Annotated in this window: 19 protein-coding genes; all 19 read right to left on the reverse strand. The window is 41.0% G+C overall.

All coding sequences use genetic code 11. The annotated features are described in order from the left end of the window. Window positions 1–374 (reverse strand): DNA ligase-like domain-containing protein (locus BM613_RS13235; protein ID WP_219930696.1); only part of this gene is annotated, 374 nt, incomplete at its 3' end. Next, window positions 371–901, reverse strand: coding sequence for an HNH endonuclease (locus tag BM613_RS13240; protein WP_109431645.1), 531 nt, complete (start codon window positions 899–901; stop codon window positions 371–373). The genes BM613_RS13240 and BM613_RS13235, both read right to left, overlap by 4 nt. Continuing rightward, window positions 888–1,478 carry an RNase H family protein gene (locus BM613_RS13245; RefSeq protein WP_109431646.1) on the reverse strand — a complete coding sequence of 197 codons (591 nt, stop codon included), beginning with the start codon at window positions 1,476–1,478 and terminating at the stop codon, window positions 888–890. The genes BM613_RS13240 and BM613_RS13245 overlap by 14 nt, the downstream gene beginning before the upstream one ends. After that, window positions 1,479–1,904, reverse strand: coding sequence for a DUF7173 family protein (locus tag BM613_RS13250; RefSeq protein WP_109431647.1), 426 nt, complete (start codon window positions 1,902–1,904; stop codon window positions 1,479–1,481). Between the two features lie 75 nt (window positions 1,905–1,979). After that, window positions 1,980–2,474: a dUTP diphosphatase gene (gene dut / locus BM613_RS13255; protein ID WP_181363169.1), complete on the reverse strand. Its 495-nt coding sequence runs from the start codon at window positions 2,472–2,474 to the stop codon at window positions 1,980–1,982. 22 nt (window positions 2,475–2,496) lie between these two features. Next, window positions 2,497–2,640, reverse strand: coding sequence for a hypothetical protein (locus BM613_RS15205; protein ID WP_181363170.1), 144 nt, complete (start codon window positions 2,638–2,640; stop codon window positions 2,497–2,499). Window positions 2,641–2,652: 12 nt separating this feature from the next. Continuing rightward, a complete protein-coding gene (locus BM613_RS13260) occupies window positions 2,653–3,114 on the reverse strand; it encodes a putative PDDEXK endonuclease (protein ID WP_109431649.1) in 462 nt (153 codons plus the stop codon). A 458-nt stretch (window positions 3,115–3,572) separates the two neighbouring features. Then, window positions 3,573–3,752 (reverse strand): hypothetical protein, encoded by a 180-nt coding sequence (locus BM613_RS13270; protein ID WP_109431651.1) that lies wholly within the window; start codon window positions 3,750–3,752, stop codon window positions 3,573–3,575. A gap of 304 nt (window positions 3,753–4,056) precedes the next feature. Further along, window positions 4,057–4,275 (reverse strand): hypothetical protein, encoded by a 219-nt coding sequence (locus tag BM613_RS13280; RefSeq protein ID WP_109431653.1) that lies wholly within the window; start codon window positions 4,273–4,275, stop codon window positions 4,057–4,059. A 1-nt stretch (window position 4,276) separates the two neighbouring features. Next, entirely contained in the window at window positions 4,277–4,840 is a 564-nt protein-coding gene (locus tag BM613_RS13285; RefSeq protein WP_109431654.1) for a hypothetical protein, read from the reverse strand. 14 nt (window positions 4,841–4,854) lie between these two features. Next, window positions 4,855–5,052, reverse strand: a complete 198-nt coding sequence (locus tag BM613_RS15210) for a hypothetical protein (protein WP_181363171.1) — start codon at window positions 5,050–5,052, stop codon at window positions 4,855–4,857. A 655-nt stretch (window positions 5,053–5,707) separates the two neighbouring features. Next, window positions 5,708–8,257, reverse strand: a complete 2,550-nt coding sequence (locus BM613_RS13300; protein ID WP_109431657.1) for a hypothetical protein — start codon at window positions 8,255–8,257, stop codon at window positions 5,708–5,710. 9 nt (window positions 8,258–8,266) lie between these two features. After that, entirely contained in the window at window positions 8,267–8,503 is a 237-nt protein-coding gene (locus tag BM613_RS13305; protein WP_109431658.1) for a hypothetical protein, read from the reverse strand. 73 nt (window positions 8,504–8,576) lie between these two features. Next, window positions 8,577–8,975, reverse strand: a complete 399-nt coding sequence (locus BM613_RS13310; protein WP_109431659.1) for a hypothetical protein — start codon at window positions 8,973–8,975, stop codon at window positions 8,577–8,579. 15 nt (window positions 8,976–8,990) lie between these two features. Beyond that, entirely contained in the window at window positions 8,991–9,260 is a 270-nt protein-coding gene (locus tag BM613_RS13315) for a hypothetical protein (protein ID WP_109431660.1), read from the reverse strand. Window positions 9,261–9,262: 2 nt separating this feature from the next. After that, entirely contained in the window at window positions 9,263–9,478 is a 216-nt protein-coding gene (locus tag BM613_RS13320; RefSeq protein WP_109431661.1) for a hypothetical protein, read from the reverse strand. Then, on the reverse strand, window positions 9,471–9,857 hold the full coding sequence (locus BM613_RS13325; RefSeq protein WP_109431662.1) for a hypothetical protein: 387 nt from the start codon (window positions 9,855–9,857) through the stop codon (window positions 9,471–9,473). The genes BM613_RS13320 and BM613_RS13325 overlap by 8 nt, the downstream gene beginning before the upstream one ends. Then, window positions 9,847–10,197 (reverse strand): hypothetical protein, encoded by a 351-nt coding sequence (locus BM613_RS13330; RefSeq protein ID WP_109431663.1) that lies wholly within the window; start codon window positions 10,195–10,197, stop codon window positions 9,847–9,849. The genes BM613_RS13325 and BM613_RS13330 overlap by 11 nt, the downstream gene beginning before the upstream one ends. A gap of 270 nt (window positions 10,198–10,467) precedes the next feature. Beyond that, window positions 10,468–10,896 (reverse strand): hypothetical protein (locus tag BM613_RS15365; RefSeq protein WP_219930697.1); only part of this gene is annotated, 429 nt, incomplete at its 5' end.

A 10,896-nucleotide genomic window follows, 5' to 3' on the forward strand; every position in this document is an offset into this window, starting at 1 on the left:
TCCACGTACTTCTTGAGCATATCATAACGCTCTTTGTACGGTAGATGTGCAACATTTGGCTCGCACAAATCGAACACATGCCACGTCCAAACGTATTCACCTTCAATTTTAGATGTTGCACTACTTGTCTTGCGACATAAGTCAAAGTCCGTTTCGTCCCCAACGGCAAGCTCACCGTCCATACCATCATAGATGGGAGATCCAAATACCTTTGCGACCTGCTTATTTGCAAAAGATTTAAGACTTCGTCCAACAAGCTCCCCAAACGGTTTCATTCCACGAACTCCGTCAATTTTAGGCATGATACCTACAGGGTATTTCTGTTTAGCTGAATCCCAATCTGTTGCAAGAAAAGGACGAAATTTTTTAGTCATCTGAACCCTCCACATGCAAATTCGTCATGTATAGATTTTCTCATATCATCTAACCATTCTGAAGCAAGAGCTAAACCTTCATCCGTAAATGGAAACACCTTCTGTTTACGTTTACCATTAACTTGAATTGTGGCGCACCAACGCTCATAACCGTTATTGTTTACAAACCGAGATACACCTTTTACACCGGAAGTGTTGTTAACCTGAATAATTTTATTACAGTTATTTTGGCTTGATGTGGCTTTTCTAATATTACACCATCTATTATCAAAACCTTTCCCGTTTTTATGGTCTATTTCAGCTTGAGGATCTTCCCCTGTCATCCATTTCCAAATGACCCTGTGAACAAAGTAATCGCGTCCTTTAAGACCCACATACTTATAATTTAGACCATAATACCCAGCTTCCGCTCCAGCAACTCTTCTCCGCCAACTTTTACGCCAACTAAGAATGCCAGTTTCCGCGTTATAATCCAATAACTCTTTTAATTCCTGTTGACTATAAGGAATAGGTTTAAATCGAGCCATTGAAATTTACCTTTGTGTGTTCCCGAACAAGAAGTTTTAACTTCCTAACCCAAGATTGCTGTTTCTCAATGTTAACTTTCTTCGGTTTAGGAATAACGGATTTTGCTGTATCTACTTTTAACTTATCGTAGTCCATGCGTCGTCTACCTTTTCGCATGTGCATACCCGCAATTTCATCACACTTGTCTTGTGCAAGACTACGGGAATCCATCCTACCCGAATGACCTTTAACATGACGGAATTGGAAACTAAGCCTATTCTCGACAATAGTATCCATGAACCATTTATATACTTGCTGCTCTTCTCCTCTTGGTGGACGTTTACCTTCGAACATATGGATAGCTGCTTTGCAATCCGTCTGGAACAATATAACGTCGTTTGTGTAGATAAGTCCAGCTTCTATACCATGATACAAACCGTTAGCTACTGCAATACATTCAACTACGGTATTATCCGTGTGACCATGTGCAGGACCACCAAAAGCCTTCTTACCCCGTTTGGAGGCTACCCAAATTCCATAGCCTCCACATTTAGTACGGTGACAAAACGACGCATCCGATATTATCGTGATGAGCATTTAACCCTTCTTAACAGCGATCTTAACCTGTGGAGAACCTGGAGTTGTGGTCACGCATTCGTCAAAGATCGCCAACTGTTCCGGTGTTAACTGACGGTATTTAGCAACTCGAAGTTCTACTTTAGTTTCAGTAACTTCGTTGACGTCAACTCCAGCTTTTACAAGATCTGGAAGGATTTGACTAAAGATAGCCTTATCAACTTTACGCGTATAAGGTTGAGTTACAACAAGATCATCACCTGTATCAAGTTTGATCTTGTTAGTATTTTCGTTAAGACCATCTGGAAAGAAGACGCTAACCACACTTTGGCGCAGTGCGCGTTCTTGCGCTTGCACTTTGGCCAATTCTTCTTTCTTAGAATACCAGTTGTAAAGGAGTTCGTACTTCTGCTCTTCAGTTAAGTTCATTTCTGGTAGCTGGACCATGTTATTGCCCTCGTTGTTTGCTAACAGGGGTATAATACTTAGAATTAAATTCCTTGTAAATACCCCTAAATATGATTACAACTTACCAGTAGAACCAAAACCCCCGCGGCCTGTTTCTTCTACAATACCAGAAACAATGCGTGTACGAACCAACTCTACAAGACGCGCCTGCGCAATACGTTCGCCAACCTGGACTGTATAAGGTTCACTAGAGTCGTTATGTAGACGTATTTTCAACTCATCGCGGTAATCATGATCAATGATACCAATACAGTTACCTAAACGAATCCCGTGTTTAAATCCATGACCGCTACGTGAATAGACTTCCAGACCGTAACCATGTGGGATCTGTAACTTAATGCCCGTGCTGAACGTATACGCACGACCAGCATAGATTGTTACAGGTTCAGGTTCATCCGCATAGATGTCAAAGCACATAGAACCAGGAGTAGCAAATCGTGGCATTTGAGCAGTGTCCGTAAGGAGCTCCACGATTAGCTGTTCCGCAGTGATGCCTTTCACAGCACCGTTTTGAACCAAAATAGTACCCTTGACAGTTGCATCTTTCATAACGTTAGACATATTGTCTTTCTCAGTCATGTTTTTCACTCTCTTTATCAGACAGACGTTGTTCCCATTGTTGCTTTAACTGATAATAGCGATAAGCGTCTTCACCAGTTTCAGCTTCCCGTTGCATACGTTCACACCATTGAACAGGACTTTCCTCACAGCTCACTTCTTACACCTCCTAAGCGTGGCCGTTTCTCTTGATATATTCATAAGCATGTGATTTAAAGATCATGCGAAAATCCTCCAGGGATATTTCACATCTTGGAGGATCTTCTTTGTGATGTTTCGCTTCATCAGCGAAAAGCATGATAGGGTTCATATACAGGACTACGCGCCAGGGCTTTTTATTCTGACGGTACATAAGAACTGGAAACTTGTCTGCTTCCAATGCACTCTTAACACACTGCGCCCACCATGTGTTAATTGATAGCTGCTCCTGTCTTTTAACTTCCACCGCATAGAAACAGGTATTTGTGATATCACAACCACCTACAGCACTCTGATTCTGGTTACGTTGTGCTATGGGCTTTTCTGGATAAGTCATTCCAAGAGCGTCGTAAACTTCTTCGTAGATGTCATTAAAGAATTTACAAATTTCACGCTCACCTGTTTGACCTTTAGTACGAGGATTAGCTCCCATGTTATAAATCTCCATCCAAAAAATAGGGGGTACACAAGTACCCCCGAAAGCGAAGCATATAATAGATAATAACATGTCAGCGAGAGGCAGCCTTCGAAAAGGGGTAATCTACCAACCACTCTCGCAAATAATGTTAACCTGTTTACGTGTTTGATTACAATACACGAATTCGTCAGAATTCACAGGTCATACCGTACATTTTTGCCAATGGCCCATAGAAAATGACAGCGAAGTGCAGACAACTTCCAGCCCGTCATCATCACGCACCACAGGCAAAGCTAGGCCGCTACGGGCGTTATGTACAGTGCGGTGAACTCTATACACAGAGTTATGCGTAAAGCGCCGCGTGTTCGCGTTTGTGCAGCGTAATAACGCTCCGATATGCACAAGTGGAGCGGGCATAGTAAAGCCGATCATTAAATCCTTCTCTTTCTTATTAGGCTGGCGTACAGTTACATTCATTGTGTCGTCCCCTCATTTAAAGATTCCAGGCGCTCACCTAACAAAATGAGCGATTTAATTTGATGCGGTTTCTTACCAAGATGTTCAGCAATGTGGTTATAAGTAAAACCTTTCTCCCGCATACGATAAGCAGTAATGGCGGCATTGCGATTGCGGATATCGGTTTTCTTACTCATGGTAAACTAACTCTCCTTAATTTAGCTTCAATACGATTAATTAGCATCGACATACTACGATCTGCAACCATATGATGCGGTTCGTAGTAACCATATGCCCAATAGTTTACCTCTTGCCCACAATGATTACAATTAATCTTTGACTCGCATACAGGCGAATAGTAGCCATCAACTTGATCTACGACAGTCTCTGTAAACTCAGTGTGACCACACTTTGGGCATCGTATGCACTTCATTTTCTTGTCGTAGTTTGAGCGAAAAGTATAAGGCTTCCACCCTAACACCTTGTATATTTTGCTAGGCATTAGTGAAGATTCTCTTTAGGTTGTTCTTCACCCACCATAAGATGGTGCAATTTGCTACATATGTTTGATTTCTGCCAGGCTTTCTCAATTTCATCTAACGAGGATTCTGGTTTACATAAACGATAGGCTTCTATGAAAGAATTCTGAGCTGTTTCAATGATTGCCAGAGATGCTAACACTCTCTCGTCTAACGTCAGTTCTTCAAATTTATCACACATATTATTTCTCCAGCTCAATAATGTTTAGAATGATTACCTTATCAACTTCAATCTGTCCCTTGATTATTTTTTCAACTTCTTGAATTGACTCCATACTAATATCTGGCATAATCACACTTACATTTCCAAAACCTGGAGCAAGTAAATTAGCTTTATTAAAGCTATACGACACCATGAATTTTCTACGTTTTTCGGTGACTTGCTCAGTCTGTTCACACTGGTTACATTGATCTCCCATAAATATAGGATCCTTTTCTGTTTCGTTAATACATTGGATAAGTTGATGTATAGTTACATCAACATAAATATCACTACGCTGAAGCTCTTCTACGAATTTGTCTTCGCAACGAATCGGATTGTGCATAGTGCCAATTTCATAAACTTCAACATGAGGGATAAGTGGCAATAAATATGTTCTTACCAGTTTTATCAGAATTTGGTGTGGATCCCTTTCATCTAAACTGATATTGTTATCCTCACAAAAATAATCAACAATATCGCCATCACCGAAACCGAACTTACTTGCTAAACTTTCAGCACGAAGTCTTATAACATTACCCTTCATTTAAACACCCCAAGTTAAAAGAACGTACCAGTTAGCACATACAGCACAGCGTCACGCAGTGTTGGTAACAAAGGCGAGCAGTTAGGAACGCTGTAGAATTTACGTGATCCCACTTTAACACTTACTATTGTAATAGAACGTTTATTGCGCTCTACTGCGTAGAGACCACCACCAAGACGGCGGACTTTATACAGAGGTTGATGCTTTTGCATGTTTTAACTCCTTTCCTTTATTTGCTGACGCGTATGGCTCTACCTGTTAAGAAGGTGTACCCGCAGTGCCGCATTAAGTCACGCTCTTCTATTACACTTCGTAACTGGCGTGACAGCGTTTCATAGTAAGGACGGACCTCGTTCTTACTTATGGCTAAAGCATAGGCGAACAGTTGTTCCGAGTCAACACGATTAGACTTGATTCTTTTAATTGCCTGCTCAATGCCTGGGAACTCCTCATCCTGGTATAGAGCACCGTACACAATTTTAATAGCTGCTAGATTGTAACTGGACATTTGACCCTCGGACGTAAAATAATTCTTGATACCTATTGCATTCCTAAGGAAATGCTCTATAGTATGTATTATACAGTTTGTAAGCGGAGGAACACAAAATGACTCACCAAGATCTTGTAAAAAGAAACATCAGAAATGCAATGAACAAGTCAGAGGAATTCTCACACAACTGCATAGACGGAACTCACAAGATTAAGTACACATACATGAACTCTTCAACTGTGGTTACGTTTGAGAAAGGTGAGTATCATGTTGGAGACTTTTCAACACCGGATTATGATGAAATGTTTGAATATGTCGTATGTGGCTTCTTAGAATTGCATGAATAATATAATGGGCGCATATAGCGCCCATTTTTTTTATAACTTAATAACTTCGTTCATTCTCTCAATGTCCACCAAATAACATTTCATCCTCGGTGGTGTAAACTCAGCACCGAAGAAACTTGAAAAGTCCATTGGCCTCATCTCAGTAAGAACTTCCATAGACATTAAACCATAGATTGTATTGTCTATGACTTGCAAGATGTTGTCATTTCTTGTCTGTTTGAACGCTTTAAATTGTCTACAATAAGTACATAAGTCACTCCGTGCAACAATAAACGCACCCTTGAACATCGGGAACCGTTTATACACGCCAGCTTTAACTTCCCCATCCAAGAACTTCTTGATAGAGTTGAGCATTATTTTCTCACGACTGGTACTATCTGTAGAGCCAATCTGCCCACTATTACGCTTCTCTAAGAAACGCTCGTTACCCTGATCAATAAATGACTCAGCCCAACGATAATGTTCCATAGTAACAACAGGACGCTCACTGTTATCCGCTACAGCAAGAAGTGAGGCGATACGCAATACCTTCAACGCCTTCCTTGTGTACATCTGACGAATTACTTCATCCTGTACTTGTTCACCGTCATTACCGCTATTCAAAAACTTCGCAACAACATTATCAAGGTTATCAAATGCTTCGTGTACATCTGCTTCCATTTCAACATAACATGGAGCAGTCCCTGACATAATACGCACAGCTTGTTTATAGATAGCTCCAATAGTCCGCAGAATTGCTTCTGGATATTCCAGGAGCATACTCTTATTCATTAGTGGCCTGTTAGCTGTACATTCCCATGCAATAATACGAGACATAAAACCACTAGACATCATGCGGTCATCAACGTTCCCATAAAATTCATCCGGTGTAGTTTCACCTGCAAAACTATATGCCTTGACCTTACCACCAGCGGTTGTATTATCTTTGCTAGAGTGCTTTGAACCGCCAGAGAAAGCATAGAAATGCCCCTTATCGTAAAGGGAAAGCATTTCATCCATAATATCTTTAGCTTTACCGACTTCCATCTTACCGTTACGGAAAAATGCGCCGACTTCAGTCTTATAGTTAATGGATGAGCCACAAGACATAACCGATGTATCCATAATGACGTCTTTGCGCAATGCAGCATCAGACGCATAGGTACTGGTATCTAAAACACGTTCAATACCGAATATCTGCTGGCCGTCTTGACCGCCATAATTGGACACCTGAGAAAGAATGGTTTCAATGTTAGAGCGAAACGCTTCTTTACCAATACCAGAACGTGCAATTAATACAAAGTAGTTGTTCAGACCGCTTCGTGTAACTGTGTTCCACGCCTTACCGCACATACCACTAAATAAAGCAAGAGCAGACAGAATACTAATGTCTTTAATAGGCAACAAGCTCGCTTTATACATATTACGAGCAACCTCGCCCATAAATCCTGGAGGCCAAGCTAAACCGTCTGCCTGTTCTTCAGTGTAATTACCATCTGTGGTCAACACTTCTTCAGGTGGGCGTTCTGGTGTAGTTGCCTGGCGCAGTTTCTCCGTGCGCTCTATAGCTGCATTAACGTTATTCTGAACTATCTGCATAAGTCCCATAGATTTAACATGGGCATCGTAGCGATAGTTGCGAATCATTCTATCCAGGTGGTACGGACGCTTAATTTTTTCACCAGGCATACGACGTGAATCATCGTAACGACTACTCATTGGTGAATACATGAATAGACGTCTTACCTGGAAATTGTACTTACTCTTAAAGCAAAGAAAGTCAATTAATGCAAATTCTGCTTCAGACTGAGAAGGGAAACAGCGTTCACCGATAGAAGTATCAACTTCTTCAGCTCTCCAACGACCTTCCCATAGCTGTTTAAACAACGTTCCGTTTTCTTGTTCGCACAACTGGATATAAACATCCTGATCCTCCATTGCATATGGGTCGTTACTGAAATCTTCTTCAGTAAGTTCCAACATTTGGAAGCCATCGGATTCATTAATTTCACTCATCTCTGACATAAGTTGATGAATGAGATTAGCAATATACCCTTCGCTTTCACTACCTGGAGCACCAGACACAGTACGCGGAGTAACATCCCAGTGATCGCCTGTACAAATAATAAAGCGATACTGCGAATATACTTCTACACCATCACGGCGCTTACCAGCTTGAGGGATGGAATAAATCCATGTGTGCAACCCATCACCGCTTCTGGAAATTTCCGTATAGCTGTGGAACGATTCAACAATCTTCTTATATCGCTCACCAGCAACTTTCTTTTCCATTTCAGACATGGTGTCTTTAATATCCATGTCTATACAACAGAACGGGTCACTTGGAAGTAGATAGAAACCTAAACGCAGATTATGACCGATTTCGTTATAGTAACGAATACAACGTTCCGCATCTTCAAAGGACATTAGTAAATGCAAGTTAGACGGTTTTTTATCGTTGCCGTCTTTACGAAGTGGGACCATATCCCCTAAATCATCGTCCCATACATAAGGTTGTTTTTCTGATGATGTACCTGGATGGAAACCGCAGACAGCCCACTGTTCGTATTGTTTAATTTCTTGAGGAAAAAGTTCCAGCATGTTATTACCTTAAAACGTAGCGGGATTAATTTCAAATAACGAACGGGATGGTACAACATCAAAGTTGACATCTACCAGCTTAAAAGAATTCGTGTAAACACACCATGTACCGACCTTTTCATTAAAGACGGGCTTGTCATTATTAAATGCGTACACGCAACCATCAGAATCTGTTGCAATATATCTTGTGTCTTTTGGTACTTCTACATCTGAACCATAATAGTGAACTGTAATTAAATCTGACATGTTATTCTCCTACGATCCATTAGGACACACATAGTATATACTGATGGATCGCAGGGGGTTAACCCCCTGCAGATTATGGTACTAAGACCCAGCGACAAGCGATAGGTTGGCACGTTATCTCTTCTTTAGAGATATTTATACGATCTTTAAAAATTATTCTCGGATAAAAGTGTTTCATATAATTATCAGAAGCTACTTTATATTCGGTCTTTAATATACGTGCGCTAACAATAAATTTTAAATCTTCCCAATCTTTCATAGAATCAGCAAAAGACAGGATACGCCCATTTCCACGGACTTTAGCGGTTGACTCAGCTGGTAGTCTGTGGTCAATATCACACGGTAAGTCTAAAGCAGGTAGCTTCCCTTTGATTAATTTATCGGTATTAAAAGAGCCAATTTCCAAAGTATGGATATTTTGACCTTTAATTGGTTCTTCAAATTTAACATCGACAACGAGTTTGACTAGCATATATTACCTTCACAATTACCATAAAATTTCTACACTTTCAGTATCCATCTGACTCAATGGTTGCTTATATGAGATCGTATATCCAAATGATACCAGTTGTTCAGTCACCTTTCTCATTACAGGACGTGCATTAGGACTACCAATTTCACTATATGGCTTTTTAAATAATTTAATATGATCCCTGCCATCTAGAGACGCTTTAGTAATCCATTTATCCAAATCATCAAGATATGCACTGGTATCCAAATTTTCACTATTTGTACGAGCTTCTTGTGCTGTAATCATAATTATTGCTCCATAGCTTGTTTGATCAATGCGTCATGGATAAGTTTCGCAGTAGACGCGTTCCACAGTTGTTCGTCTGTCTGAACTTCCTGGTTCCACTGCTTGTCAAATAAACCTTCTTCATACGCATCTTTGATACGCTTGCACAAAGTAAGGATGTCGGTTTGAAGAATATCAATTTCTTCTTGAGTTAACGGAGTCTGGAGTTCTTTACTCATCCTTATCACCTTCTTTATTCAGTTGACCACATTGAGAATTCCACGCTACGAGGAATTCGCGCTTATAATCACCTTTGCGCATACGTTCGAACCATTCAGTGTGGTCATGCGGGTTGTCGCTTACTTTATAGTCAATATTAACACACGTTTCTTTGAAATCCATACCTTCCAGGTCCACGTTATAACAGATATCGATTTCAATACCCGGCTCAGTTAATACCCAAAAACCATCGCCATCAATACATTCGCACCACTGAGGTTCATTCTCGAACGCAGTTAAAGTACCGTCCTCGTCAACCGCAAGGTATTTCGCCCACACTGGAACAAATAACACTTCACCGAAGTAGCGCACAGCCTTCTGAGTAAGATTAATTTGCATCTTCACCTCCCGTTACCAGTTCCAAAGTCTCACGAAGTAGACGTTCGACCTTCGATTTATTTTTGATAAGCTGATATTGACGATCCACCACCAGCGCCTTCTCGCGGTTACGCATAAGGTATTCGAACGCACTTTGAAAATCTTCGACATTACCCGTGTAACCTAAAGCCTTGGCGACGTGCGACACACGATGGAACAGGAAATCCATCGCGTCCATAACTTCCATCGCATTCACAATAGCGTCAATTAAATGCGGATTTGTATTCGGGTCTACCTGTTTGGCTTGTTCAAGAAGTCGAACCTTTGCTTTATATAAAGGTGAATTGCTTACCGTTTCCATCACTTCCTCCATATCTCACGCGATTGTTCAATACGGATACTATACCGTATAAGTTTCTGCATAACTTTATGCAGGTCATCAAGATGTTTCCGTAAACGAAGACGTTTCTTGATAGCCCACAGGTTCTTCATATCCGTCCGGTTGAGCTCTTCCCTTAAATGTAATGAAAAGTCAGTCTGGTGATCTAAGATAAACTGAATACGCATCAAAGTATCCGACTTACGATAATCAGGATACCACTTAGGAAGCACATCTTGTTCGCCAATCATCTTACGCTCCAAACTGATCAATGTATTCAATGAGCTCTTGAAATTCTTGCTGTAACTGCACATTACCACTATTATTCGTCTGAAGTCTAACGAGGCGATCTTTGATATGTGCAATGTGGTCAGTGCTCATTCGACGCTTCGTTACATTGCACCAATGAACAATACCGTCTTCGATATATGCACGACGCGCTTTACCACGCGGATATCGCAGCGGCCTTATTTCACACTTATCGTCCACCCACTTAAAGCCCAGGATCATAACACCGTTACCTTCCGTGTCAGGGCACACATCAAAGCAACTATTGAACCCTTTACTGCGCATATACTTGTCGAGCGGAATCACACAATCCACCTCTAACAACCAGTACCCGAAGTAGATGTCAATAGTGAACACCATCCCCAACATCGGAGCCGACCAGCACATATACTT

Source organism: Sulfoacidibacillus thermotolerans, assembly GCF_003144315.1.
Lineage (GTDB): Bacteria > Bacillota > Bacilli > Alicyclobacillales > SLC66 > Sulfoacidibacillus > Sulfoacidibacillus thermotolerans.

Coding starts and splice junctions, on each gene's coding strand:
- BM613_RS13300 (WP_109431657.1), bottom strand. CDS start 8,257: ATGCTGGAACTTTTTCCTCAAGAAATTAAACAATACGAACAGTGGGCT.
- BM613_RS13305 (WP_109431658.1), bottom strand. CDS start 8,503: ATGTCAGATTTAATTACAGTTCACTATTATGGTTCAGATGTAGAAGTA.
- BM613_RS13250 (WP_109431647.1), bottom strand. CDS start 1,904: ATGGTCCAGCTACCAGAAATGAACTTAACTGAAGAGCAGAAGTACGAA.
- BM613_RS13285 (WP_109431654.1), bottom strand. CDS start 4,840: ATGAAGGGTAATGTTATAAGACTTCGTGCTGAAAGTTTAGCAAGTAAG.
- BM613_RS13325 (WP_109431662.1), bottom strand. CDS start 9,857: ATGCAAATTAATCTTACTCAGAAGGCTGTGCGCTACTTCGGTGAAGTG.
- BM613_RS13330 (WP_109431663.1), bottom strand. CDS start 10,197: ATGGAAACGGTAAGCAATTCACCTTTATATAAAGCAAAGGTTCGACTT.
- BM613_RS15210 (WP_181363171.1), bottom strand. CDS start 5,052: ATGCAAAAGCATCAACCTCTGTATAAAGTCCGCCGTCTTGGTGGTGGT.
- BM613_RS13310 (WP_109431659.1), bottom strand. CDS start 8,975: ATGCTAGTCAAACTCGTTGTCGATGTTAAATTTGAAGAACCAATTAAA.
- BM613_RS13245 (WP_109431646.1), bottom strand. CDS start 1,478: ATGCTCATCACGATAATATCGGATGCGTCGTTTTGTCACCGTACTAAA.
- BM613_RS13320 (WP_109431661.1), bottom strand. CDS start 9,478: ATGAGTAAAGAACTCCAGACTCCGTTAACTCAAGAAGAAATTGATATT.
- BM613_RS13280 (WP_109431653.1), bottom strand. CDS start 4,275: ATGTGTGATAAATTTGAAGAACTGACGTTAGACGAGAGAGTGTTAGCA.
- BM613_RS13260 (WP_109431649.1), bottom strand. CDS start 3,114: ATGGGAGCTAATCCTCGTACTAAAGGTCAAACAGGTGAGCGTGAAATT.
- BM613_RS13315 (WP_109431660.1), bottom strand. CDS start 9,260: ATGATTACAGCACAAGAAGCTCGTACAAATAGTGAAAATTTGGATACC.
- BM613_RS13240 (WP_109431645.1), bottom strand. CDS start 901: ATGGCTCGATTTAAACCTATTCCTTATAGTCAACAGGAATTAAAAGAG.
- BM613_RS13270 (WP_109431651.1), bottom strand. CDS start 3,752: ATGAGTAAGAAAACCGATATCCGCAATCGCAATGCCGCCATTACTGCT.
- dut (WP_181363169.1), bottom strand. CDS start 2,474: ATGAAAGATGCAACTGTCAAGGGTACTATTTTGGTTCAAAACGGTGCT.